Raw genomic sequence first — 23,224 nt, forward strand, 5'->3', positions numbered from 1 at the left:
TTTGTTCATGCTCAAACCCATTGTGCTGGTCGAAGACAATCCGCACGATCTGGAGCTCACCCTGGTGGCTCTGGAACGTAGCCAGTTGGCCAACGATGTCGTGGTGCTGCGTGACGGTGCCGAGGCGGTCGACTACCTGCTACGCCGCGGAGCCTATGCCGGCCGTGAGCCGGGCAATCCCGCCGTGATGCTGCTGGATCTCAAGCTGCCCAAGGTCGATGGCCTCGAAGTGCTCGAATTGGTCCGCGATACCCAGGAGCTGTGCAGCATCCCCGTGGTGATGTTGACCTCTTCACGCGAGGAGCCCGATCTCGAGAAGGCCTACGAACTCGGGGTGAATGCCTACGTGGTCAAGCCGGTCGAATTTCGCGATTTTGTCGCCGCCATCAGCGATCTCGGCGTATTCTGGGCTGTGCTCAACGAGCCGCCGCCAGGGTCGCGACGCGTCACTCGGCGGACTGGCCGCTGACCGGTGAGCGAGATCGCTGCATCCCCAGCCAATGATCCGCGGCAGGTAGACATCCGCGGCCCGGCTCCGCTGAGCGAACAGATTCAAGGCCGACGCCCGTTTATGCCTCTCTGCAAACAGATCAAGATCCTGCTGGTAGAAGACAGCAAGCTCGATGCGGAGCTGATCCTGATCGAGTTGGAGCGCCATGGATTCGAGCTGCAGTCGAAGATCGTCTATGAGCGCACCGGCCTTACCCTGGCCCTGAGCCAACAGACCTACGACATCATCCTCTCGGACATCATCCTGCCCGGATTTTCCGGGGCCGAGGCCCTGCGCGTGGCACGGGCCCTGGCACCGGGAACGCCGTTCATCTTCGTCTCGGGCATCTTCGGCGAGGTGCATGCGGTCGAGATGATGCGGCTGGGCGCCAACGACTACGTGCTCAAGCAGAGCATGGAACTGCTGGCCAAGGCGGTCGAGCGGGCGCTGCTGGTGGTGCACGAGCGCCGCGAGCGGCGCCGTGCGGAAGAAGCGCTGCACAGTCTCGAGGTCCGCTCGCGCCTGGCCATGGACGCCTCCCGACTCGGCATGTGGGAATACCTCCCGGCCAGCCGGACTCTGCTCTGGGATGAGCGTTGCAAAGCCATGTTCGGCTTGCCCGCGGATGCGGTGGTTGACCTGGAGACGTTCGAGCGACTGTGCGGCGCAGAGGGTCTCGCGCGTTTTCTCGATACCGTCCGCCAAGCCGGCTCCGACGAGCGCGACGACGACTACCGCAGCGAGTACCGCATTAGCCTCGACAACGGCACCCAGCGCTGGGTCGAAACCCGCGGTCAACCCTTCTTCGACGCCGGGGTCTGCACGCGCTTCCTGGGCGTCATGCTCGACATCACCCAGCAGCGCGATGCCGCGGAAAAGCTCGAACGCCTCAACGTCAGTCTCGGCGAGCGTGTCGAGGAGCGTACCCGCGAACGGGACCGGACCTGGGATCTCACCCGGGATCTGCTGCTGGTGTGCAAGCCGGACGGCATCCTGATGGCGCTCAATCCCGCCTGGGAGGACAACCTGGGCTGGTCACGGGGAGACCTGCTCAACTCCTCGCTGCTCGAGCTGGTACACCCCGACGAGCGGGGCATGACTGACAACGAGCTCCAGCAACTGGTCAAGCGCGCGGCCAGCCAGCGCTTCATCAACCGCATTCGCCATCGCGATGGCAGCTATCGCTGGATCTCCTGGACGGCGGTGCCGGATGCCGGCATGACCTATTGCTCGGGCCGGGACATCTCCTCCGAAGTCCTGGCGATGGAGGAGCTGGCGGCGGCCAACCGCCAGTTGCGCGAGCAGATCGACGAGCGGGAGCGGGTGGAAGCCACCCTGCAACAGATGCAGCGCCTGGAAGCGGTCGGTCAGCTCACCGCCGGCGTGGCCCATGACTTCAACAATCTACTCACGGTGGTGCTCAGCAGCGCCAGCTTCCTCGAACGCGACTTGGCCCGCCTGGAGGCCAGCGAAAAGACGCAAGGCCGCGTGCAGAACATTCGCGAAGCCGGGGAGCGGGGCGCCAAGCTCACCGCCCAGCTGCTGGCGTTCTCCCGGCGTCAGCGCCTCGCGCCCAAGCCGGTCAAGCTCAACGAGACGGTCGAGGGCATGCTCGAATTGCTGCGCAGCACCATGGGCGGCAGTGTCTGGATCGAGACCCACCTGCGCGCCGATTGCTGGCATGCGTTGGTCGACCCCACGCAGATCGAACTCATCATCCTCAACCTGGCGATCAACGCCCGGGATGCCATGGCCGTGGGCGGTACCCTGCGGCTGAGCACCTCCAATCAGGTCATCAGCGAGCCGCCGGAGCGCCCTGAGGAGCCCGAGCCCGGCGAATACGTACTGCTGGCCGTGCAGGACTCCGGCACGGGCATGAGCGAAGAGGTGTTGGCCAAGGCCTTCGAGCCGTTCTTCACTACCAAGGAAGTCGGCAAGGGTTCGGGCCTGGGGTTGGCCCAGGTATTCGGCTTCGCCAAGCAGTCCGGTGGCGGCGTGCGGATCGAAACCCAGATGGGGACCGGTACGACGGTCATGGTCTATCTGCCGCGCACGGCTGCGGACGATGCTGTGGCTCCCGAGGGTCAGCCGGCTCCGGGACGCGACGAACAGGCCGCCGAGCGGCGCATCCTGCTGGTCGATGACGACCACGCGGTACGCAACGTGACCGCCGCGTTGCTGGCCGACCTGGGCTACCAGGTGGTGGAGGCCAGCAACGGGTTCGCCGCCCTGAGCGCGCTGGAGCGCGATCCGCAGATCGACCTGCTGCTGGCCGACTTCGCGATGCCGGGCATGAATGGCGCCGAGCTGGCCCGGCAGGTGCGCAAGCGGTTGCCGCGCTTGCCCGTCGTCTTCATCACGGGATACGCCGAACTGGGCGAACTCGATCCCGAACAGTCATTCATCGTTCCCAAGCCTTTTCGCGAGGCGGACCTGGCAGCTCGACTGCAGGCCGCGCTGCGTGGCGACAAGCCCCAGCCTTCGCCTGCCTGAAGATGCCTTTCGAGTCGAGGTATTTGCGTGTCCACCATCCGTGAAATGCTGCGCGCCGAAGGCGTCGCCCTCCACCAGCAGGTCGATACGACCTTCGGCCACTACCAGCTCCAGACCAGGCCGCACTACGTCGCCTTCCTGCAGGCACATGCCCAGGCGTTGATGGGGCTGGAGGCACTGCTGGAGCGTTCCGGTATCCAGCGCCTGCTGCCCGACTGGGCGGAGCGCCGGCGGACGGTGGTGCTGGGCGACGATCTGCAGCGCCTGGATGCCGTCCAACCGGCACCCGTAGCGATCAAGCGGACCCTCGACGAGGGCGAGTGCTGGGGCGTCGCCTATGTCCTGGAGGGGTCTCGTCTGGGATCGCGCCTGCTGGATCGGCATGCCGGAGAAAGTACCGACGAGGCCGTGCGCGAGGCGCGTGGCTACCTCGGCCATGTTCCGCCCAAGGCGGCCTGGCCACAGTTTCTGGAACGACTGGATCAGGCTGGAAGCGATCCGGCGCTGCATCCGGGGATGTTGGCCGGCCAGCGGTTGGCCTTCGAGGTCTTTCTGGCGGCGGGACTGCAGCATTCTCCGGTTGCAGCAGGCGCGGTCGCTGCGTCCTGAGTCAGGCTACAGCTTCTCGAGGTAGCCAATGACCTCGGCTGCGCCCAGGCGGCCGAGAATGTCACCGAGGACCCGGGCGCTCGCCACCGTGTTCGGTAGCAGCAGCCACTCCAGATCCTGGCCCGGCGCCGGCAAGGGCAGGCGCGCATAGTCGAGCTTGAGACCCAGCAGCACCTGGATGAAGTCCGGGTGATTCCAGACCGCATTGGGCAAGGCGTACAGAGCGAAGGCAGCCTGTAGGCGATCAATGGCCTGGTGGTCCAGGCGTAGACATTGGACCTGTGCCGGCACCTCGACGGCGATGCCGCGGATGCGCGCATAGGCCACGATGCTGGCCAGGGCGAGGGTAGTGGGCGCTTCGTTCTCGAGGAAGAAGCGGGAGCCACGCCAGCTCGCCTGACGCAGCTTCAGCGGTTGCTCGGCCGACAGTCGCGGCAGCGCCCGGTAAAGCGCCGCCTGGAAATCACGATAGCCGATGATCCGCACCTGCTCCCGGGCGGCGGGTAACGCGGCCAGGTCCTCCAAATGTACCGCCGCCTCCAGCGGCACCTCGGGCAGACGCTGGCAAAGGCCGTCCAGCGCGCGCAGATCGAAGGTGTGCAACGCCAGGGTATCGGCTACCACCAACTGGCTCAGCAGGGCGTGGGCAGTGTCCTTGATCTCCTGCACCGGACCGGACAAGGCGGCGCGGGGCAGGCCATGCAGCAGATGCAGCGGATGGCCGTCATCCCACCAAAGACTGTCTTTTGGTGTGGGTAGCGGCGTGAAGGTGCTGGCCAGGCGTTCGAGATAGCGCTGGATGCGGCGGCTGGCCAGTGAAGGATGCAGGTGCAGGGCCAGTGACGACCAGGGGCTGCCCAGGAGGTTGGCATTGTTGCTCATGGGGTCTCCCGGGCGGATAGGAACTACGGACCGATCTTAACGTGCCAGTGACCGTATTATCGTCAAATGATTCCCGAAAGGTACGATCTCTTGCACGACCGACCGCTCGACTTCGGGAGGAGCGACATATGGCGCGTGGCAAGCCTGTATAATGCGTGCTTTCCGATTTCGCTGTGAGTCCGCCATGTACGACGCGCTCCGTCCTTTGCTTTTCAAGTTGTCCCCGGAGGGTTCTCACGAACTCGCTCTGGACCTGATCGGTGCCGCTGGGCGCCTGGGCCTGACCGGGCTCGGACGGCAGCCGGGACGGCTTCCCGTTCAGGTGATGGGGTTGGAGTTTCCCAATCCGGTAGGGCTGGCGGCCGGCCTCGACAAGAACGGTACCGCCATCGACGGCTTCGCCGGCCTGGGCTTCGGCTTCGTCGAGATAGGTACCGTGACGCCCCGGCCCCAGCCGGGCAATCCCAAGCCGCGCCTGTTCCGCCTCGAGCAGGCCGAAGCCATCATCAACCGCATGGGTTTCAATAATGCGGGTGTGGATGCGCTGATCGAGCGAGTACGGGCTGCGCGTTTCAAGGGCGTGCTGGGCATCAACATCGGCAAGAACGCCGATACCCCGGTCGAACGGGCGGTGGACGACTACCTGATCGGCCTGGACAGGGTCTATGCCCATGCCAGCTACATCACGGTGAACGTGAGTTCGCCCAATACCCCGGGGCTGCGCAGCCTGCAATTCGGCGATGCGCTCAAGAGCCTGCTGGAGTCGCTACGCCAGCGCCAGGAAGACCTGGCGGTGCGCCACGGCCGGCGGGTACCCATCGCGATCAAGATCGCACCCGACATGACCGATGAAGAAATCGTGCTGAGCGCCCAGGCGATCCGCGACGCCGGGATGGACGCCATCATCGCCACCAACACCACCCTGGGCCGTGAGGGGGTGGAAAACCTGCCCTATGCGGCCGAGGCGGGTGGGTTGTCCGGTGCGCCGGTGCGGGAGAAGAGTACCCATGTGGTCCGGGTGTTGGCGGGCGAGTTGGGTGGACGCTTGCCGATCATCGCCGCCGGCGGAATCCTGTCGGGCGAGGATGCCGCCGAGAAGATTGCCGCAGGTGCCAGCCTGGTACAGATCTACAGTGGCTTCATCTACCGCGGGCCGGCGTTGATACGCGAGGCGGTGGACGCCATAGCTGCAGCGCGGCCCTGAAGGGGTAGGGGGCTCTTCGCGAGCCCCCGAGGGTGATGATCCCAGATCCCGGAGCAGGATCTAACTGGAATAGCCAGAACACGGTGGAAGCCTCGGGCTTCCGCTAGTGAAATCGAATTAGCCTGCGGCTTGCAGTTGATTCATGCGTTGAAGACCGGCGGTGCCCACGTAGCCGTCCCATTGATCGCTACGGCCCTCGCGCCAGCCACTGAGCCAGGCCTGCCGGACGGCGTCCTGAGTGAAGGGACAGAGATCCCGGGATTTGCCCACAATGCCGTGCTGATAACCACGTTGGAAAGCTCGTTCCATTGGATCACGCTTGAGTCTTCTCATAGGGTAGTGCCCTCGTAGGTTGACTTGCAGATTGTCCATGGCCCGTTGCAGGCCTGGATGCCAGAGCCGGCGTTCTGACATCCGCCCCTCACCTTCGCGGTGCGGGTGGTCAATTACTAACCAATGGGCCGCTGACTGGGAACGACCATTTAGCTATAAGCCGTAACCTAATCGAAATGAAAAGGCGATATATCGCCGCCGAGATACCGCCACTGCGGCTTGTTGAGACGCAGTCAAACTTTCTCCGAAGCGGATATTCTGCCGGGTGATCCGACCAAAGGCAGGAAAGTTCCTTCGTGCAACCTATGGATTCAACGATGTCCGCGATGCAACAACTCATCCTCACCTGTCCCAAGGGCCTCGAGACCCTGCTGCTGGAAGAGGCCCAGGGCCTCGGCTTGCAGGAGGCGCGCAGCCAGACCGCGGCGGTGCGCGGCGAGGCGAGTCTGGCGGATGCCTATCGCCTGTGCCTCTGGTCGCGACTGGCCAACCGGGTACTGCTGGTACTGGCGCGCTTCCCGGTGGAAGACCCCCAGGCACTCTACCTGGGCGTACACGGCGTGGAGTGGGAAGAGCACCTGGCACCCAGCGGCACCCTGGCAGTGGGCTTCAGCGGCCAGGGCGCGGGCATCGATAACACCCATTTCGGTGCGCTCAAGGTCAAGGATGCCATCGTCGACCGCCTGCGCGAGCGTACCGGCCAACGGCCGACGGTGGACAAGGTCGCCCCTGACCTGCGCGTGCACCTGCACCTGGAGCGCGGCCAGGCGATCCTGTCGCTGGATCTCTCCGGCCAGAGCCTGCACCAGCGCGGCTATCGCCTACAGCAGGGCGCCGCGCCCCTCAAGGAAAACCTCGCCGCCGCGGTGCTGATCCGCGCGGGCTGGCCGGCGCTGGCAGCCGCGGGTGGCGCCCTTGCCGACCCCATGTGCGGGGTGGGTACCTTCCTGGTCGAGGCGGGCCTGATGGCGGCGGACATCGCCCCCAATCTGCGCCGCGAGCGCTGGGGGTTCTCCGGCTGGCTGGGTCATGTGCCCGCGCTCTGGCAGCAATTGCACCAGGAGGCCGAAGACCGCGCCGCGGCAGGTCTGGCCAAGACCCCGGCCTGGATCCGCGGCTACGAGGCCGATCCGCGGCTGATCCAGCCGGCGCGCAACAATATCGAGCGGGCGGGGCTGTCCGAGTGGATCAAGGTCTATCAGGGCGAGGTGGCCAGCTTCGAGCCGCGCCCGGACAAGGGCCAGACCGGCCTGGTGATCTGCAACCCGCCCTATGGCGAGCGCCTGGGCGATGAAGCCAGCTTGCTCTATCTCTACCAGAATCTCGGTGAGCGCCTGCGCCAGGCCTGCCTGGGCTGGCGTGCGGGGGTGTTCACCGGTGCCCCCGAGCTGGGCAAGCGCATGGGCATTCGCAGCCACAAGCAATACGCCTTCTGGAACGGTGCCTTGCCCTGCAAGCTGCTGATGTTCGAGATCGAGCCCCGCCAGTTCGTCACCGGCAGTCGCAGCGGCGAGCGCCCGGCCACTCCCCAGGCCACGGAACCGGCCAAGCTCAGCGAAGGCGGACAGATGTTCGCCAATCGCCTGCAGAAGAATCTCAAGCAACTGGGCAAATGGGCACGCGCCCAGGGCGTGCAGTGCTATCGCCTCTATGACGCCGACATGCCCGAATATGCCGTGGCTGTGGATCTCTACGGCGACCGGGTGCACGTGCAGGAGTACGCGGCGCCGCGCTCCATCGATCCGGAAAAGGCCCAGGCCCGGTTGCTCGATGCCCTGGCGGTCATTCCCCAGGCGCTCGGCGTCGATCCGTCCCTGGTGGTGGTCAAGCGGCGCGAACGGCAGAGCGGCACCAAGCAATACGAACGCCAGGCCGCCCAGGGCGAATTCCTGCAGGTGGACGAGGCGGGCGCCAAGCTGCTGGTCAACCTGACCGACTACCTCGACACCGGCCTGTTCCTGGACCACCGCCCCCTGCGCCTGCGGCTGCGCCAGGAAGCCCAGGGCAAGAGATTCCTCAATCTGTTCTGCTACACCGGCGCGGCCACGGTACAGGCCGCGGTGGGTGGGGCGCGCAGCACCACCAGCGTCGATCTCTCGCGGACCTATCTGGACTGGGCGCGGCGCAACCTGGCACTCAACGGTTTCTCCGAGCGCCATCGCCTGGAACAGGGCGACGTGCTGCACTGGCTGGAGAACGATCGTGGCGAATACGATCTGATCTTCGTCGATCCGCCGACCTTCTCAAACTCCAAGCGCCTGGAAGGAGTATTCGATGTCCAGCGTGACCACGTCGGTCTCATCGATTCGGCCATGGCTCATTTGAGCCGCAACGGCGTGCTTTACTTCTCCAACAACTTCCGCAAGTTCGAACTCGACGAAGGCCTGACCCAGCGCTACCGCGTCGAAGAGATCACTGCCAGCACCCTGGATCCCGACTTCGCCCGTAATCCCAAGATCCACCGTGCCTGGCGCTTCAGTCTGCAGTGATGCCGGGCTGAACTGGCGCTGAACGAGTCCGGCATCGGATTGCGCAGGGTGTGACCCGGCGCAATCCAGTCGTCCCCCATGGGTTTCTGGCCTGGCCACGCCGTCCACAATGACGGCTCGGCGCTTGGCCGTTACCTAGCGGGGCGAGGAGGGACGCGTTTTTCAATGCTGGTTTCATTGCAGGCACTCAGGGCCCTGGCCGCCTGGCTGGTGGTCTTCCATCACTTCATGCAGGTGTTCTTCGATTTCCACGCCGATAGCCTCGGCGGGCATCTGCTATCCACGCGGGGGCAAGTCGGGGTCGACATCTTCTTCGTGCTCAGCGGTTTCGTGATCCACCTGTCCACCGCGGGCCGGCCACTCAAGCGCAGCACCTTCCTCTGGCAGCGCATCGCCCGTATCGTGCCGGCCTATTGGCTGTACACCGCGGTGACGGCGCTGATCCTCTACCGGGCCAGCGACGTGATGCCGATCTACGGCGTGGCTGCCCGGGAATTGCTGCTCTCGCTGTTCTTCATTCCCAGCGAAAATCCCGGCGGCTTCGGCCATTATCCGATCCTGCCGGTGGGCTGGACGCTGAATTTCGAGATGCTGTTCTATCTGCTCTTCGCGCTGTCCTTCGGTGTGGCCGAGCGCTGGCGGATCGGGGTGGTCAGCCTGCTGGTGATCCTGGTCAGCCTGGTGCTGGCGCGCGAGTCCTTCGTCAGCAGCTTCTACCGCAATCCGATCATCTTCGAGTTCCTGCTCGGGGTCGGTCTGGCGGCGCTGTATCGGCGCGGTGCGCTGCAAGGAGCCAAGCCCCTGGCGCTGCTGGCTGCCCTGGCGGCCGTGGCCTGCCTGATGGCCTTCCCAGCGGATCATCCTTACCGCCTGCTGACCTGGGGCGTACCCAGCGCGGTACTGGTTGGCGCCTGCGTGATTCTCGAACCCTGGTTCGCCGGCTCCCGTCTGTGCAAGGCCTTGGGGGACTGGTCCTACTCGGTCTACCTGGTGCACGTCATCGTGCTCTGGCTCGGCGATTACTGGCTGCACCAGCAGTGGGGCTTCACGCCCTACCAAACCCTGGCGGTCTGCCTGCCGGTCATCCTGCTGCTGGCCTGGGCCAGCTACGAGTGGGTCGAACGGCGCCTGTCGCGCACGCTACGCCGGCTCGGCGAACACCTGGCCGACCGGCGTGCGCCCTGGGCGGCCGGTCAGTAGGCGTTACGCTCGGCAGCCGTCAGCTCGGGAACGATGGCGCAGCCTTCGCGCGAGGCGCGTTGCGCCGCTTCCAGCAGCGCCATGAGCGCGCAGGCCTGGTCAGGCGAGACCGGATTGGCGGCACGCCCGGCGAGCGCCTCGACCAAGGCCAGGTAGTAGCGCCGATGATCGCCCGCCGGGCTCGGCAGGGCCTGGCGCTCGCCGTCGCCGGTGAGGAGCCAGCCGGGCTCCGGATCCACCCCCCAGTCGGGTCCGCCCGGAATGACGCCGGCCTTGAGCGCATCCTCCTGGCGATCCGCGCCCTGCTTGATCCAGCTACCCGCCGTACCCTGGGCCAGGAAGCGTGGTACGCCACCCGCGGCCAGCATGCCGGCTTTCAAGGTCACCTGGCGAGCGCCGTAGTCCAGCTGTACCTGGAACCAGTCGTCAGTGTGCGCCCCCGGGCGCTGGCGGACCAGGCTGGCCTGTAGCCGCTGTGGCAGGCCGAACAGGCAGAGCGCCTGATCCAGCAGATGGGGGCCGAGGTCGAACCAGAGGCCGCTGCCGGGTAGGTCCGCCTCGCGCCAGCGATCCCTTACCTGGGGCCGAAAGCGCTCGATACGCGATTCCAGGCTGGTCAATTCGCCCAAGGCGCCGCTGGCCATGACCTCTTGCAGAGCGAGGAAGTCGCTGTCCCAGCGGCGATTCTGGAACACCGACAAGAGCCGACCGGCACGCTTGGCTTCCTGCGCCAATTGGCGGGCTTCGGCGAGGGTGACGGTGAAGGGTTTGTCGACCACGACGTGCTTGCCGGCGGCCAGGGCGGCACTGGCGAGCGGCGCGTGGGTCTGGTTGGGCGAGGCGATGACCACCAGGTCGATGGCCGGATCATGGACGGCCGCCAGGTAATCCGGGGTGACGCGTACAGCGGGCAGGTCGGCGTGGACGCGCGCGGCATCGCGCGAGGCGACCAGTTCCAGGGCGAGTCCGGGAATCGAACGCAGCAGCGGTCCATGGAAGGTCTGGCCGACGAAGCCATAGCCGATCAGGGCGACACGAAGAGGCGAGGGCATGGAGGCATCCTTTTGCCGGCAGTGAAAACACCGAGGCCGCTCCATGAGCGGCCTCGGGGCAAAACCTAAACTTAGTCCAGCATCACTTCAACTGATGGTCGTGGGCCAGTTGTTCCCGTTCGAGGAATTCATCCTGGCGCAAGGAATCCTTGAATTCCTCGGAGTCTTCCAGGGCGATGGGGTCGTTGAGTTCACCACCGGACAGACGCTTTTTCTCCAGCTTGCCGGACAGGTTGCTGATGGCCCGCAGCAGCTTGTCGGCCGCGCCGTCCACCGCCAAGTCGAGGGATTCGGCCTTGTGGGTCACCGACAGGGGTTGATGGCCCTTGATGCGCGCTTCCATCTGGCAGCGCTTGTCCTGGGCGCCCGACTTGCCGGCGTTCTCGTCGTTCAAATGTACTTCGACCCGGGTCAGGAGTTCGTCGAAGCGGTCCAGGCGGTCCTCCACCACGGATGCCACCCAATTCTGCAAACCGGCGCTGCTATCGATGTTGTGATCACTGTTGACTTGAACTTGCATGCGGCTTCCTCTTTTTGACGGGCCTGCTAATTGGATGAGGCCAGTCACACCGAGGTTCAAGGCTGTTCGTCTGCTGGGCGTGTCACCCGATGTTTCTATCTGGCAGTGTCTGATGACGTCGTACTAGACTGAATTACGGCGTGCAGGTCGCGGATCGCTGGCGTTTTGCTCTTATCCCCTGATAATGGTGCGCGACCTGAATCATCCGTCGCAGTGGGGATCGTCAATGCCAGATATCCAGGCGCGTGGCCGCAGTTTCGCCCGACGGCTCTGGCTTCCCCGTGCCGTTGGTCTGCTCCTGAGTTTCGGTTGTATCTCCTCGGTCCAGATCACCCAGCAGGTGTCCGCCCTGCTGTGGCTATTGCTGCTGGCCAACGCTCTGCTGTGGTCGCCGGTGGCTTATTGGTGGGCGGTACGCGCCAAGAATTCCTATCGGGCGGAGCTGCGCAATCTGTTGCTGGACTGCGTGTCCGCCGGCTTCTGGACCGCCAGCATGGCGTTCAATGTATTGCCGAGCGTGGTGTTGCTGGCCATGACCAGCATGAATACCCTGGGGGCCGGTGGCATGCGGCTGTGGCGCCGTGGGTTGCTGGCCCAGGCCGCCGGGATCCTGATCGGTGTGGTGCTGTTGCGCCACGGCTTCGCGCCGCAGACCTCTGGCTGGCAGGTCTACGCCTGCCTACCGATGATCGTCCTCTATCCCGCGGCCCTCGGGCTGGTCAGCTATCGCCTGGCGCAACAGCTCTCCCGGCGCAAGAAGGAACTGGAACTGCTCAATAAGCAGGACGGCATGACGGGGCTGCACAACCGCACGCACTGGGATCTGCTGTTGCAGCGCGAATTCGCCCGCTGCAAGCGCAGTGGCGCCAGCGCTAGCCTGGTGATGATCGACCTGGACAACTTCAAGCAGGTCAACGACCGCTTCGGGCATCAGGCCGGCGATGAGATGCTGCGCCAGTTCTCCGCACTGCTGGCGCGCACCATCCGCACCAGTGATCTCGCGGGTCGTTTCGGGGGGGATGAGTTCGGTATCCTGTTGCCCGATACCTCCCCCGCACAGGCGCTCGAGCTGGTGCGTCGCCTGCAGGAGCGCCTGCAGGCCATGCAATCGGGTGGGCCTAGCAGTGTCCGCGTAGGGCTCAGCTGTGGCATCGCCGGGTTCGACAGCGCCTACGATGACGTTGCCCATTGGCTGCAGGCGGCCGACTTCGCCCTGTACCGGGCGAAGGCGCAGGGTCGCGGTCGGGCGGAGGTGGCCGATCCCCAAGGAGTGCTGGCATGACCCCCGCGATAGACTTACTCAAGAAGACCAAGGTGCCCCATGAGGTGCTGAGCTACCACCACGATCCCAAGGCGGCCTCCTATGGCCTGGAGGCGGCGGAAAAGCTTGGCTTGGCCCCGGCAACGGTCTTCAAGACGCTGCTGGCGGCGAGCGAGAAGCAGGAGTTGCTGGTAGCCATCGTGCCGGTCGCCGGCACCCTGGATCTCAAGGCCTTGGCGCAGGCCGCCGGGGTGAAGAAGCTGGAGATGGCCAAGCCCGACCAGGCTCAGCGCAGCACCGGCTACTTGGTGGGCGGCATCAGCCCGCTGGGGCAGAAGAAGCGGCTGCGCACCTTCATCGACGACTCCGCGGCGGCGTTGCCGAGCATTCATGTCAGTGCCGGGCGCCGGGGGCTGGAAGTCGCCCTGGCACCGGCGGACCTCGCCCGTTTGCTGGATGCGCCCTTCGTACCGATCGGCAAGGCCTGAGCGCCTGTCTATCGGGTAGGGTGGAAAACCGCGTAGCGTTTTCCACGCGCGATCAGGCTGATGGTGGACAAGGCTGCGCCGTTGTCCACCCTATGACGGGTTGGTTGCCGAATTTTAGTAGGGTGGAAAACCGCATGGCGTTTTCCACCCCCTCTATCCGCTAGGCGATCCCGTAGCTATCACGCAGTTGCTGCCGATAGCGCTGGTAGGCCGCCTCGTACTCGGCGACCCGCGCAGGATCCGGCTCGGCACGGCTGGCCGGGTCCAGGTGCACGCAGCGTTCGGTGAGGCTGTCCAGGGATTCCGGGCGATCCTGCTCCCGGCTCCAACACCAGGCCGCCTGCAGGGCGCCGCCCAGGGCCGCGGCTTCGCCGTGCACCGGGCAGACCACCGGGGTGTTCATCAGATCGGCGATCAGTTGGCGCCAGACCGGACTCTTGGCCCCACCGCCGATCAGCCTCAAGGTATCGCCCGGCATGCCCAGCTCGCGCAGCAGGTCGAAGCCGTATCTCAGGGCGAAGCTCACCCCCTCGACCACCGCCCGGCACAGATTGGCGCGGGTCAGGTTGGTGGCGGTCAGGCCATGCAGGCTGGCGGTGGCGGTGGGCAGCGCCGGTACCCGCTCACCATTGAGGAAGGGCAGCATCAGCACCCCTTCGGCGCCGACCGGCGACTCCGCCACCAGGCGGGTGAATTCCGCCAGGTCCAGGCCGAGCAACTCGCGGATCTGGCCGCTGGCGTTGGTCAGGTTCATGGTGCAGATCAGCGGCAGCCAACCGCCAGTGGACGAGCAGAAGCCGGCCACGGCGGGGTGCTCGCTGATGCGCGGTTCGGCGGAATAGCCATAGAGAGTGCCCGAGGTACCCAGGCTCAGGGTGATCTGGCCGGCGCGGCTGTTGCCGGTGCCCAGGGCGCCCATCATGTTGTCGCCACCACCGCTGGAGACCAGCGCCTGGGGGTTGATACCCAGCTGGGCGGCGATCTCCGGGCGCAGGCGACCGACCGGCTGGTCGGCCTCGATCAACTCGGGCAGGGCGCGCTCCAGGCGCCCGCTGGGGTCGATATGGCGCAGCAGCTCCAGATCGTAGCGGCGGTTGCGCACGTCGAAATAGCCGGTGCCCGAGGCATCGCCGTATTCCGCCACGGCGCGGCCGGTCAGCCAGAAGTTGAGATAGTCGTGGGGCAGCAGGACGTGGGCGATGCGGGCGAACACCTCGGGGTGTTGCTCCTTGGTCCATAGCAGCTTGGAGACGGTATAGCCCGGCGCTATGGCCAGGCCCAGGCGGGCGAGGGAGCCCTCGATGCCACCCAAATAGTCCAGCAAACGCTGGTTCTCGGGCGTGGATTCGGTGTCGCACCAGAGCTTGGCCGGGCGCAGTACCTGGCCGCTCTCGTCGAGCAGTACCAGGCCGTGCTGCTGGCCGGAGACGCCGATGCCGAGGATGTCCTGGCCATCGCTGCCGGCCTGGGCTAGGGCGGTACGGGTGGCGCTCACCAGGGCGGCGATCCAGTCCGCCGGCTCCTGTTCGCGCCGGCCGTTGGCGCCTTCGGTCAGCCGGTGGGGCGCACTGCCCTCACCGAGTACGCTACCGCGCTGCGCATCCAGAACCACCACCTTGGTGCCCTGGGTGCCGCAGTCTATCCCGAGAAATCTCATGCCTGGCCGCTCCTTATTGTTGTTGGGCTTGGCGGAAAAGTTGCTGATGCCGGCCGTTTTCGGCCGCAGCCTAGTCGCCGAGCAGGGTCTGCAAGGTGGCGCTGACCCCATGGGTACGCAAGTTGTACAGCTGTCTTTCGAAGGCGGCAACGAAGGCAGCGGATTTCGGGATGTGCTTGCCGAAGATTTCCTCGGCGCCGAGCAGGCGTTCGGTCAGGTGCTTGGGATCCTGTACCAGTTCCTCGCAATAGTTGGCGCGCGGATCGGGAATGCGATAGGTCGCCCCGGTCTCGTCCACGCCCCGCAGATAGACCGCCCAGGCGGCCACCACCAAGGCAGCGCGATCCAGGTCCTTGCCGTCCTCGATCAGACGGTTGATGGTCGGCACGGTGAACTTGGGAAACTTCGACGAACCGTCGGAGCAGACCCGCTCCAGCTGGTCGGCGATGGCGCGGTTGGAGAAGCGCTCGATCAGGGTGTCCTTGTAGTCGCCGAGGTCGATGCCGGGCACCGGCGCCAGCTGGGGCGTGACGTCTTCGTCCATGTAGGTGCGGATGTAGCGCACGAACAGCGGATCGGCCATGGTCTCGTGGACGAATCTATAGCCCTTGAGGAAGCCCAGGTAGGTGAGGGCTAGGTGGCTGCCGTTGAGCAGCTTGATCTTCATCTCCTCGTAGGGGGTGACGTCATCGGTGAATTGCACGCCGACCTCCTCCCAGGCCGGGCGGCCGGCGACGAACTTGTCTTCCAGCACCCATTGCAGGAAGGGCTCGCAGACCACCGGCCAGGCATCCTCGACGCCATGTTCCGCCAGCAGCGCCGCGCGATGGGCCGTGCTGGTCATGGGGGTGATGCGGTCGACCATGGCGTTGGGGAAGCTGACCTGCTCGGCGATCCAGCCATGCAGTTCTTCGTCCACCAGGGCGGCATAGGCCAGCAGGGCCTTGCGGGTGACCTGGCCATTGTGCGGAAGGTTGTCGCAAGACATCACGGTGAAGGGGCCGGTGCCCGCGGCACGGCGCTTGGCCAGGGCCGCCAGCAGGAAGCCGAAGACGCTGCGTGGATCGCCGGGATGCTGGAGGTCGTGCTGGATCAGCGGCAGCTTGAAGTTGAACTCGCCGGTGCTGTCGTCCATGCAGTAACCGCCCTCGGTGATGGTGAGGGAGACGATGCGGGTGCTGGGATGGGCCAGCTTGTCGATCAGGGTCTGGGTGCCGTCCTCGGCCAGCAGCATGCCGCTGATGGCGCCCACCACCCGCACCTCGGTGTCCGGCTCGTCGGCCAGCACCACCTGGGTGTAGAGATAGTCCTGGCCAGCCAGGGCATCGCGCATGGCGCGGTCTTCGGCGCGCAAGCCGACGCCGCAGATGCTCCAGTCCAGGTCACGGCCCTGGTTGAGCAGGGCCTCGGTGTAGATGGCCTGGTGCGCGCGGTGGAAGCCGCCGACGCCGATATGGACGATGCCCTGGCGCAGCTCGCAGGCGGCGTAGCTGGGCTTGGCGATGTAGTCGGGGAACTGGTCGAGATTCTGGCGATTGAGTTTCATGACGACGATCCTGGAAGGCGGCGTCCCTGCCGCCGAGGACGGGCAGGGACGAAAAAGAGAGATGAAGGGCGGGTGGCCTGGGTTCAGGCGGCCTGCCGCAGCAGTGGTGCCACGGCGCGGCCCTGCTCATCGAACAGGTGGCAGAACTCCACATCCAGCGCCAGGCGCTGGCGTTCGCCATAGGCCACGGCGCAGTCGCCGGGCACCCGCACGGTCAGGGCTTCCTCGGCCTCGGTGACCATGTGGCAATAGGTGTCGCTGCCCAGGCGCTCGGCCACGTCGGTGATCACCGGTAGCTGGCCATCGGCGGCCAGGCGCAGGTGTTCCGGGCGGATACCCAGGGTCACGGGGCTGCCGACCGCCAGGCCATCGCCGCGGCGCGGCAGGCGCAGGCGCGGACCGGCGTCCAGCGCCACCTCGACGCCCTGGGCGTCGGTGGCCACCACCTTGCCCTTGAGGAAGGCCATCTTCGGCGTGCCGAGAAAGCCGGCGACGAAGAGGTTGGCCGGATGGTGATAGAGCTCCAGCGGCGAGCCGACCTGCTCGATGCGGCCGCCGTTGAGCACCACTACCTTGGTGGCCAGGGTCATGGCTTCCACCTGGTCGTGGGTGACGTAGATCATGGTCGCCTGCAGCTCCTGATGCAGCCGCGCCAGCTCCAGGCGCATCTGCACCCGCAGGGCGGCGTCCAGGTTGGACAGGGGTTCGTCGAACAGGAAGATCTTCGGTTGGCGCACGATGGCGCGGCCGATGGCCACCCGCTGGCGCTGGCCGCCGGAGAGCTGGCGCGGCTTGCGTTCCAGCAGCGGCGTCAATTCCAGGATGCGTGCGGCATCGCTGACCTTACGCTCCACCTCCTGCTTGTCGACCTTGGCCAGGTCCAGGGCGAAGGACAGATTCTTGCGCACGCTCATGTGCGGATAGAGGGCGTAGGTCTGGAACACCATGGCCAGGTCGCGCTTGGCCGGCGAGACCTCGGTGATGTCGCGGCCGTCCAGCTCCAGGGTGCCACTGGTGACCTCTTCGAGGCCGGCGATGAGCCGCAGCAGGGTGGACTTGCCGCAGCCCGAGGGGCCGACGAAGACCACGAATTCGCGGTCGTTGATGTCCAGGTCGACGCCCTTGATGATCTCGATGGAATCGAAGCCTTTGCGCAGGCTGCGGATTTTCAGATTGGCCATAGGGGAATCCTCTTGTTATTTGACGGCGCCGAAGGACAGACCGCGCACCAGCTGCTTCTGGCTGATCCAGCCGAAGATCAGGATGGGCGCGCAGGCCAGGGTCGAGACGGCCGAGAGCTTGGCCCAGAACAACCCCTGGGGGCTTGAGTAGGAGGCGATCAGGGCGGTGAGCGGGGCGGCGTTGGAGGAGGTCAGGTTCAACGACCAGAAGGCCTCGTTCCAGCACAGGATCAGCGACAGCAGCACGGTGGAGGCGATGCCGCCCTTGCTGATCGGCAGCAGCACCCGGACGATTTCCTGGAAGGTGGTGGCACCATCCAGGCGCGCGGCCTCGAGGATGTCCTTGGGGATGTCCTTGAAGTAGGTGTAGATCATCCAGACCACGATGGGCAGGTTGATCAGGGTGTAGATGACGATCAACAGCAGCTTGCTGTCCAGCACCTCGAGCTGCTTGGCCAGCAGGTAGATGGGCACCAGTACGCCCACCGCCGGCAGCATCTTGGTGGAGAGCATCCACAGCAGCAGGCGCTGGGTGTGGCGGGTCTCGTGGAAGGCCATGGAGTAGGCCGCCGGCAAGGCCAGCAAAAGGCTGAAGAGGGTGGCGCCAAAGGAGATCACCACCGAGTTCAGGGCGAAGTGGAAGTAGTCGCTGCGCGCCTGGATGGTCAGGTAATTCTCCAGCGTGGGCATGAAGAAGAACTGCGGCGGGGTGGCGAAGGCGTCGATCTCGGTCTTGAAGCTGGTCAGCACCATCCAGAAGATCGGGAAGAACAGCAGCAGTGCCACCAGCCAGGCGAGCAGGCCCAGCAGCAGGCTCTGCAGGCGCCGGGATTGCTTGAGCGTCAGCATGTCGGGGTCCTCACTGTTGGGTCAGGTTCTTGCCGAGCATCCGTACCAGGATGATGGCGGCGATGTTGGCGATGAGCACGGCGATCAGGCCGCCGGCGGAGGCCAGGCCCACATCGAATTGCAGCAACGCCTGGTTGTAGATCAGGTACGCCAGGTTGGTGGAAGCGAAGCCCGGCCCGCCGCTGGTGGTGGTGTAGATCTCGGCGAACACCGAGAGCAGGAAGATGGTTTCGATCATCACTACCACGGCGATGGGCCGGGCCAGGTGTGGCAGGGTCAGGTGCCAGAAGATCGCCAGGGGGCCGGCGCCGTCGAGGCGAGCGGCTTCCTTCTGCTCCTGGTCCAGCGACTGCATGGCGGTCATCAGGATGAGGATGGCGAAGGGCAGCCACTGCCAGGAGACGATCAGGATGATCGACAGCAATGGATGGGCAGCCAACCAGTCCACCGGGGTGGCGCCGAACACTTTCCAGACCGCGGCGAGGATGCCGGAGACCGGGTGGAAGATCAGGTTCTTCCAGATCAGCGCGCTGACCGTGGGCATGATGAAGAAGGGCGAGATCAAGAGCACCCGGACGATGCCGCGGCCGAAGAATTCGCTGGCCTCCAGCAGCGCCGAGATCAGCACGCCGAAGACCACGCTGATCGCCAGTACGCTGCCCACCAGCAGCAGGGTGTTGGTCATGCCGGGCCAGAAGCCGGCATCGGTGACGAAGTATTCGAAGTTCTCCAGGCCGACGAAGCCGTGCTCGCCGGGGTAGAGCAGGTTGTAGCGAATCAGCGAGAACCAGATGGTCATGCCCAGCGGTACCAGCATCCACACCAGCAGTAGGGCGACGGAGGGGCTGATCAGGAACCAGCCCGGACCGCCGCGACGGCGGCGGGTGCGGCGCACGGGAGCGGCGGTGGTATCGACGGCGGGCGTCTTGAGGGTGGAAGTCTGCATGGCGATACTCCGCAAGGCAGGGGGCCGTGACGGGTCGCCGACGTCTCGCGACGTCAGCGATGTAGGGGCGGTTAAACCGCTAGGCCGGGGTCCGCATGGCGCGAACCCCGCTATCCCGCACTACTTGGGATAACCAGCGCGCTTCATTTCCCGTGCGGTGGATTGCTGCGCCGCCTGCAGGGCCTGCTCGACGCTCATCTGCCCGGTGAGGGCGGCGGCGAATAGCTTGCCCACCGAGGTGCCGATGGCCTGGAACTCGGGAATGGTCACGTACTGGATGCCCACGTAGGGCACCGGCTTGGCCGAGGGGTGGGCCGGGTCGGCATGCTGCAGCATTTCCAGCGAGACCTTGGCGAAGGGCGCCGCATCCATGTAGGCCTGGCTGTAGGTGGACTTGCGGGTGCCCGGCGGTACGTTGGCGATGCCGTCCTTGTCCGCCACCAGCTTGGCGTAGTCCTTGGAGGTGGCCCAGGTCACGAAGGTCTTGGCCGCGTCCTTGTGCTTGGAGGTGGCCGGAATGCCCAGCGACCAGGCATACAGCCAGGACGAGCCCTTGTCGGTGACCTCGCGCGGCGAGGCGGCGAAGCCGACGCTGTCGGCGACCTTGCTCTGGCTCTTGTCGATGGTGAAGGAGCCGGCCACGCTGGCGTCGACCCAGATGGCGCACTTGCCACTGTTGAACAGCGCCAGGTTCTCGTTGAAGCCGTTGCTGGAGGCGCCGGGCGGGCCGTACTTCTTCAGATTGGTCACGTAGTAGTTGGCGGCGGCGGTCCACTCCGGACCAGCGAATTCCGGTTGCCACTTCTCGTCGAACCAGCGCGCGCCGAAGGCGTTGGCCATGGTGGTGACCAGGGCCATGTTCTCGCCCCAGCCAGCCTTGCCTCTCAGGCACAGGCCATACTGGTCCTTGTCCGGCTGATTGAGCTTGCCGGCGAATTCGGCGATCTGCGTCCAGGTCGGCTGGGCGGGCATGGTCAAGCCGGCCTGCTGGAACAGATCCTTGCGGTAATAGGTGATGGAGCTTTCGGCGTAGAAGGGCAGGGCATAGAGGGTACCCTTGACCGACAGGCCTTCGCGTACCGACGGAAAGAGGTCTTCCAGGTCGTAGTTGGCCGGCAGGTCCTGCATCGGCTCCAGCCAGTGCTGGGCGCCCCAGAGGCCGGTCTCGTACATGCCGATGGTGAGGACGTCGAACTGGCCGCCTTGGGTCGCGATGTCGGTGGTCAGGCGCTGGCGCAGGACGTTCTCTTCGAGCACTACCCAGTTGAGTTTGATATCGGGATGCTGCTCTTCGAAGGTCTTCGACAACCGCTGCATGCGGATCATGTCGCTGTTGTTGACGGTGGCGATGGTGACCGTCTCGGCCGCTTGCAGCGACAGGGACAGGGTCATGCCGGCAGAGAGGATGACGGCGGACACCAAGGGCGCTTTTGGTATTGTTTTCATCGTGCACTCCGCGTCCTGTGCAATAGCAACGGACGCCTTTCTTGTTGTTGTAACCCACCACGCGACCAGTCATTCCGGCCTTTGCAGCGGAAGCCATGCATCGATTACAGCCCGTTGGCGGTTGGGAAACAAATGCTCGAAGACACAAAAAGCTATACTTTTTTGCACTTCGAGCAAGACGCTCAGAGACTTTCCGCGCGCACCTTGGTGATGCCGTCTTCGCGGTAGAGCTGCAAGGTGCCCGGCGTGGATTCGATCACTCGCTCGTTTTCGATGAGGAAGGAATAGGTCGCCACCGGGCTGCCCGAAGCCCGCAGATTGCGGTACTCGTAGACCACCAGAGAATCCAGCTGCGAGATATGTTGCGGGGTGCCGAAACTTTGTTTCACCTGCTCCTGCGTGTGGCCACCGAATTGCGACGGGTCGGCCGGGGGCGTGGAGGGGGGCGAACTGCAACCCGACAGGCCGACGAGCAGGAGAACAAAGGATAGGCGTTTCATGGTGGCTCCGCGGGAACGTCAAATAGACAGTCAAATGAGCTGTCGTACAGAAGCAGACGGACCCGTAAAACCCTGAATCATTCCCAGGCTGCGGCGAAAAAGCGCCTGAGTAGCCAGTCGTTCGTCGGTAACCTTGTCACCCTTAGAAGACCCAGCGCTGCTTCGACATCAGCGGCCGTTTTTCGTCGTGCCAGTAGTCGCTGCCGGTGGCATGTCGATCGCCATTGCTGCGAGTCTTGCTCGCTGAAATCAGCGTGCCGGCAGTGACCGAGGTGACAGATAACGTCAGATCGGCGAGTTTGAGCGGGGGGACTTGCGGCAGGGTGGCTGCCTGGATATTACAGGCGGCAAGGGTTGCCAGAGCACTGGCCAGAAGACGAATTCCCATTCCTTGGGTCTCCCACTAGATCCGAGCCATGACTGTACCACCCGGTATGCCCGGGAGTTCCGATGTTAGAATTTGTAAGCTTTTCTCTGTGAGCTGGTTCCGACTGGAAAGTGCCAGGGCATCACACCCTGACCAATCCAGCCGGTCGGAGGTCTGGCGCTTCAGCAGGTAGAGGCAGTGGTGGTCTGTTGCGCGGCGAGATAGTCGAAGAGGGCCGGGCAATCCGAGACCAGGCTCAGCAGCGTCTGGCCGGACATCGGCTCCTGGCGCAGCAGCACCTTCTCTCCGCGGGCGTTCAGGTAGAGGGTGTATTCCGGCGTGCTGGATTGAGCGATGAAGCCTTCGCCCATCAGCGCGCTGCCGAGGGCCATCCGCTGGGGCAGGTCGCAGCTGCTCTGCCACTGGCAGGCGCGAATGCCGAGATTGTCCAGGGACTCCGCGACAGGACTGTCGATGAGGAGCGGTGGATGATCGAACAGCGGAAATTCGCGCGACAGCAGCTCGAGATATCGCTCCAGACCTTCGAAATGCTGCCTGGGAATCAACCGACGCAGTTGCTGCAGTTGGCTGTTGCCTTGGAATAGCGAAGTTTGTGCGGTCATGGCGTCCTCCCGGTACATCGAGCGATCAATGGTTCTGACCGGCTGCCAGCGGATTTGGTGCGGCCCGCCCTAACATTTCGCCGTATCGACTGCCCGAACAGACTGCAACAGGCAAATGACGTGCGAGTGACCGACCAGGTGAGCAGCACCTGCAGGCGCCCGGGCGTGAAAGCCCTGGTCCCAGAGTGAAGGGGATTCTTTTCCTGCAGCAGGGGTGGCAACCTGGCGCCTTTCTTCGAGAGGAGCGCCCATGACTGCCATCGAACCTGCTATCGCCGAACGCTACCTCGCTGTACAAGAGATCGCCCGGGAAGCGGCCCAACGCGGCCTGGAGTTCTATCGCCAACGCGGCGCGCTGCAGGTGGATCACAAGGGCGAAGACCTGCAAGATGTGGTCAGTATCGCTGACAAGACGCTGGAAGACCTGATTCGGCAACGGCTGAGCGAGCGCTTCCCCGAAGATGGTTTGCTGGGCGAGGAGGGTGGCGCCACCGACCTGGCCGCCGCCTATCTGTGGGTCATAGATCCCATCGACGGTACCGCGCCCTTTCTCAACGGACTGCACAACTGGTGCGTCTCCATCGGCTTGATGCACCAAGGCAAGCCCTTGCTCGGCGCGATCATGGATCCGAATCACGATGAGCTCTTTCACGGTCTCAGTGGGCACGGCGCCTTCGTCAACGATCAGCCGCTACGTGTCCATGCGGCCACCGACGTCCGCCACGGACTCACCGGGCTGGGTACCACTCATCGTCGCGGCAAGGAGCATTTCCTGCCCTTCGTGACCGGACTGCTGGCCGAGGGTGGTCAATTCTTCCGCAACGGCTCTGGCGCGCTGATGACCGCCTATGTCGCCGCCGGACGCCTGATCGGCTACTACGAAACCCTGATCCACGGCTGGGACTGCCTGGCTGGACTGGTGCTGATCCAGGAGGTCGGCGGGCGCCATAACGACTTCCTGCGTAACGATGGCCTGGTCAATGGCAACCCCTTGCTGGTCGCGGCGCCCGGTGTCTATGACCAACTCGCCGCCCTGGTGGGCCCTTCGCTGGACGGCTGAGCGGGTCGGCGGGCTAGGAATAGCAAGC

The 23,224-nt window shown here is 65.0% G+C and carries 22 protein-coding genes; 9 read left to right on the top strand and 13 right to left on the bottom strand.

Annotation, left to right across the window (positions count from 1 at the left end; all coding sequences use genetic code 11):
- Positions 1 to 7 precede the first annotated feature (7 nt).
- From CCZ28_RS23395 to CCZ28_RS23405, 3 genes are all read left to right on the top strand, one after another.
- On the top strand, positions 8 to 469 hold the full coding sequence (locus CCZ28_RS23395; RefSeq protein ID WP_140221114.1) for a response regulator: 462 nt from the start codon (positions 8 to 10) through the stop codon (positions 467 to 469).
- 102 nt (positions 470 to 571) lie between these two features.
- Positions 572 to 2,983, top strand: a complete 2,412-nt coding sequence (locus CCZ28_RS23400) for a response regulator (protein WP_140221115.1) — start codon at positions 572 to 574, stop codon at positions 2,981 to 2,983.
- A 27-nt stretch (positions 2,984 to 3,010) separates the two neighbouring features.
- Positions 3,011 to 3,592: a biliverdin-producing heme oxygenase gene (locus CCZ28_RS23405; RefSeq protein WP_205894616.1), complete on the top strand. Its 582-nt coding sequence runs from the start codon at positions 3,011 to 3,013 to the stop codon at positions 3,590 to 3,592.
- A 6-nt stretch (positions 3,593 to 3,598) separates the two neighbouring features.
- On the opposite strand, the gene CCZ28_RS23410 is transcribed toward CCZ28_RS23405, so the two are convergent.
- Positions 3,599 to 4,474: a hypothetical protein gene (locus CCZ28_RS23410; protein WP_140221116.1), complete on the bottom strand. Its 876-nt coding sequence runs from the start codon at positions 4,472 to 4,474 to the stop codon at positions 3,599 to 3,601.
- A gap of 184 nt (positions 4,475 to 4,658) precedes the next feature.
- Between CCZ28_RS23410 and CCZ28_RS23415 the strand changes: the two genes are divergently transcribed.
- Positions 4,659 to 5,678: a quinone-dependent dihydroorotate dehydrogenase gene (locus CCZ28_RS23415; RefSeq protein WP_140221117.1), complete on the top strand. Its 1,020-nt coding sequence runs from the start codon at positions 4,659 to 4,661 to the stop codon at positions 5,676 to 5,678.
- 117 nt (positions 5,679 to 5,795) lie between these two features.
- On the opposite strand, the gene rmf is transcribed toward CCZ28_RS23415, so the two are convergent.
- Positions 5,796 to 6,011: a ribosome modulation factor gene (gene rmf, locus CCZ28_RS23420; protein ID WP_074529880.1), complete on the bottom strand. Its 216-nt coding sequence runs from the start codon at positions 6,009 to 6,011 to the stop codon at positions 5,796 to 5,798.
- 317 nt (positions 6,012 to 6,328) lie between these two features.
- On the opposite strand from rmf, the gene rlmKL reads away from it, so the two are divergent.
- Together rlmKL and CCZ28_RS23430 are read left to right on the top strand one after the other, a co-directional pair.
- Positions 6,329 to 8,500 carry a bifunctional 23S rRNA (guanine(2069)-N(7))-methyltransferase RlmK/23S rRNA (guanine(2445)-N(2))-methyltransferase RlmL gene (gene rlmKL, locus CCZ28_RS23425; protein ID WP_140221118.1) on the top strand — a complete coding sequence of 724 codons (2,172 nt, stop codon included), beginning with the start codon at positions 6,329 to 6,331 and terminating at the stop codon, positions 8,498 to 8,500.
- A 165-nt stretch (positions 8,501 to 8,665) separates the two neighbouring features.
- Positions 8,666 to 9,700, top strand: a complete 1,035-nt coding sequence (locus CCZ28_RS23430) for an acyltransferase family protein (RefSeq protein ID WP_140221119.1) — start codon at positions 8,666 to 8,668, stop codon at positions 9,698 to 9,700.
- Here CCZ28_RS23430 and CCZ28_RS23435 read toward each other — a convergent pair.
- On the bottom strand, positions 9,694 to 10,752 hold the full coding sequence (locus tag CCZ28_RS23435; RefSeq protein ID WP_140221120.1) for an oxidoreductase: 1,059 nt from the start codon (positions 10,750 to 10,752) through the stop codon (positions 9,694 to 9,696). The genes CCZ28_RS23430 and CCZ28_RS23435 overlap by 7 nt on opposite strands.
- 82 nt (positions 10,753 to 10,834) lie before the next feature.
- Positions 10,835 to 11,272: an HPF/RaiA family ribosome-associated protein gene (locus tag CCZ28_RS23440; protein WP_058760573.1), complete on the bottom strand. Its 438-nt coding sequence runs from the start codon at positions 11,270 to 11,272 to the stop codon at positions 10,835 to 10,837.
- A 226-nt stretch (positions 11,273 to 11,498) separates the two neighbouring features.
- Between CCZ28_RS23440 and CCZ28_RS23445 the strand changes: the two genes are divergently transcribed.
- Together CCZ28_RS23445 and ybaK are read left to right on the top strand one after the other, a co-directional pair.
- Positions 11,499 to 12,554, top strand: a complete 1,056-nt coding sequence (locus tag CCZ28_RS23445; RefSeq protein WP_140221121.1) for a diguanylate cyclase — start codon at positions 11,499 to 11,501, stop codon at positions 12,552 to 12,554.
- Positions 12,551 to 13,021 (top strand): Cys-tRNA(Pro) deacylase, encoded by a 471-nt coding sequence (ybaK, locus tag CCZ28_RS23450; protein ID WP_140221122.1) that lies wholly within the window; start codon positions 12,551 to 12,553, stop codon positions 13,019 to 13,021. Before CCZ28_RS23445 ends, ybaK begins: the two co-directional genes overlap by 4 nt.
- A 160-nt stretch (positions 13,022 to 13,181) precedes the next feature.
- Here the strand turns inward: ybaK and xylB are convergent, their stop codons facing one another.
- From xylB to CCZ28_RS23495, 9 genes are all read right to left on the bottom strand, one after another.
- The gene (gene xylB / locus CCZ28_RS23455) at positions 13,182 to 14,678 is read right to left on the bottom strand and encodes a xylulokinase (RefSeq protein WP_140221123.1); all 1,497 of its coding nucleotides are present in this window, start codon (positions 14,676 to 14,678) and stop codon (positions 13,182 to 13,184) included.
- A 70-nt stretch (positions 14,679 to 14,748) separates the two neighbouring features.
- The gene (locus tag CCZ28_RS23460) at positions 14,749 to 16,224 is read right to left on the bottom strand and encodes a mannitol dehydrogenase family protein (RefSeq protein WP_140221124.1); all 1,476 of its coding nucleotides are present in this window, start codon (positions 16,222 to 16,224) and stop codon (positions 14,749 to 14,751) included.
- Positions 16,225 to 16,307: 83 nt separating this feature from the next.
- Positions 16,308 to 17,405, bottom strand: coding sequence for an ABC transporter ATP-binding protein (locus CCZ28_RS23465; RefSeq protein ID WP_140221125.1), 1,098 nt, complete (start codon positions 17,403 to 17,405; stop codon positions 16,308 to 16,310).
- Between the two features lie 15 nt (positions 17,406 to 17,420).
- Entirely contained in the window at positions 17,421 to 18,254 is an 834-nt protein-coding gene (locus CCZ28_RS23470; RefSeq protein WP_140221126.1) for a carbohydrate ABC transporter permease, read from the bottom strand.
- 10 nt (positions 18,255 to 18,264) lie between these two features.
- The gene (locus CCZ28_RS23475) at positions 18,265 to 19,200 is read right to left on the bottom strand and encodes a carbohydrate ABC transporter permease (RefSeq protein WP_140221127.1); all 936 of its coding nucleotides are present in this window, start codon (positions 19,198 to 19,200) and stop codon (positions 18,265 to 18,267) included.
- A gap of 120 nt (positions 19,201 to 19,320) precedes the next feature.
- The gene (locus CCZ28_RS23480) at positions 19,321 to 20,592 is read right to left on the bottom strand and encodes an ABC transporter substrate-binding protein (protein WP_240795316.1); all 1,272 of its coding nucleotides are present in this window, start codon (positions 20,590 to 20,592) and stop codon (positions 19,321 to 19,323) included.
- Between the two features lie 236 nt (positions 20,593 to 20,828).
- Complete coding sequence (locus CCZ28_RS23485) at positions 20,829 to 21,146, bottom strand: hypothetical protein (RefSeq protein WP_140221128.1); 318 nt, start codon at positions 21,144 to 21,146, stop codon at positions 20,829 to 20,831.
- Between the two features lie 142 nt (positions 21,147 to 21,288).
- Positions 21,289 to 21,534: a hypothetical protein gene (locus CCZ28_RS23490; protein WP_140221129.1), complete on the bottom strand. Its 246-nt coding sequence runs from the start codon at positions 21,532 to 21,534 to the stop codon at positions 21,289 to 21,291.
- A gap of 161 nt (positions 21,535 to 21,695) precedes the next feature.
- Entirely contained in the window at positions 21,696 to 22,136 is a 441-nt protein-coding gene (locus CCZ28_RS23495) for a hypothetical protein (RefSeq protein WP_140221130.1), read from the bottom strand.
- A gap of 250 nt (positions 22,137 to 22,386) precedes the next feature.
- Between CCZ28_RS23495 and CCZ28_RS23500 the strand changes: the two genes are divergently transcribed.
- Positions 22,387 to 23,196, top strand: a complete 810-nt coding sequence (locus CCZ28_RS23500) for an inositol monophosphatase family protein (protein ID WP_140221131.1) — start codon at positions 22,387 to 22,389, stop codon at positions 23,194 to 23,196.
- Positions 23,197 to 23,224: the final 28 nt, after the last annotated feature.

Origin of the sequence: Pseudomonas oryzihabitans, assembly GCF_006384975.1 — a bacterium.
In the GTDB taxonomy this organism is placed as follows: Bacteria; Pseudomonadota; Gammaproteobacteria; order Pseudomonadales; family Pseudomonadaceae; genus Chryseomonas; species Chryseomonas psychrotolerans_B.

Coding starts and splice junctions, on each gene's coding strand:
- CCZ28_RS23480 (WP_240795316.1), bottom strand. CDS start 20,592: ATGACCCTGTCCCTGTCGCTGCAAGCGGCCGAGACGGTCACCATCGCC.
- CCZ28_RS23485 (WP_140221128.1), bottom strand. CDS start 21,146: ATGAAACGCCTATCCTTTGTTCTCCTGCTCGTCGGCCTGTCGGGTTGC.
- CCZ28_RS23410 (WP_140221116.1), bottom strand. CDS start 4,474: ATGAGCAACAATGCCAACCTCCTGGGCAGCCCCTGGTCGTCACTGGCC.
- CCZ28_RS23460 (WP_140221124.1), bottom strand. CDS start 16,224: ATGAAACTCAATCGCCAGAATCTCGACCAGTTCCCCGACTACATCGCC.
- CCZ28_RS23440 (WP_058760573.1), bottom strand. CDS start 11,272: ATGCAAGTTCAAGTCAACAGTGATCACAACATCGATAGCAGCGCCGGT.
- CCZ28_RS23490 (WP_140221129.1), bottom strand. CDS start 21,534: ATGGGAATTCGTCTTCTGGCCAGTGCTCTGGCAACCCTTGCCGCCTGT.
- rmf (WP_074529880.1), bottom strand. CDS start 6,011: ATGAGAAGACTCAAGCGTGATCCAATGGAACGAGCTTTCCAACGTGGT.
- CCZ28_RS23430 (WP_140221119.1), top strand. CDS start 8,666: ATGCTGGTTTCATTGCAGGCACTCAGGGCCCTGGCCGCCTGGCTGGTG.
- rlmKL (WP_140221118.1), top strand. CDS start 6,329: ATGTCCGCGATGCAACAACTCATCCTCACCTGTCCCAAGGGCCTCGAG.
- CCZ28_RS23415 (WP_140221117.1), top strand. CDS start 4,659: ATGTACGACGCGCTCCGTCCTTTGCTTTTCAAGTTGTCCCCGGAGGGT.
- CCZ28_RS23400 (WP_140221115.1), top strand. CDS start 572: ATGCCTCTCTGCAAACAGATCAAGATCCTGCTGGTAGAAGACAGCAAG.
- ybaK (WP_140221122.1), top strand. CDS start 12,551: ATGACCCCCGCGATAGACTTACTCAAGAAGACCAAGGTGCCCCATGAG.
- CCZ28_RS23395 (WP_140221114.1), top strand. CDS start 8: ATGCTCAAACCCATTGTGCTGGTCGAAGACAATCCGCACGATCTGGAG.
- CCZ28_RS23435 (WP_140221120.1), bottom strand. CDS start 10,752: ATGCCCTCGCCTCTTCGTGTCGCCCTGATCGGCTATGGCTTCGTCGGC.
- CCZ28_RS23445 (WP_140221121.1), top strand. CDS start 11,499: ATGCCAGATATCCAGGCGCGTGGCCGCAGTTTCGCCCGACGGCTCTGG.
- CCZ28_RS23470 (WP_140221126.1), bottom strand. CDS start 18,254: ATGCTGACGCTCAAGCAATCCCGGCGCCTGCAGAGCCTGCTGCTGGGC.
- CCZ28_RS23465 (WP_140221125.1), bottom strand. CDS start 17,405: ATGGCCAATCTGAAAATCCGCAGCCTGCGCAAAGGCTTCGATTCCATC.
- CCZ28_RS23495 (WP_140221130.1), bottom strand. CDS start 22,136: ATGACCGCACAAACTTCGCTATTCCAAGGCAACAGCCAACTGCAGCAA.
- CCZ28_RS23500 (WP_140221131.1), top strand. CDS start 22,387: ATGACTGCCATCGAACCTGCTATCGCCGAACGCTACCTCGCTGTACAA.
- xylB (WP_140221123.1), bottom strand. CDS start 14,678: ATGAGATTTCTCGGGATAGACTGCGGCACCCAGGGCACCAAGGTGGTG.
- CCZ28_RS23475 (WP_140221127.1), bottom strand. CDS start 19,200: ATGCAGACTTCCACCCTCAAGACGCCCGCCGTCGATACCACCGCCGCT.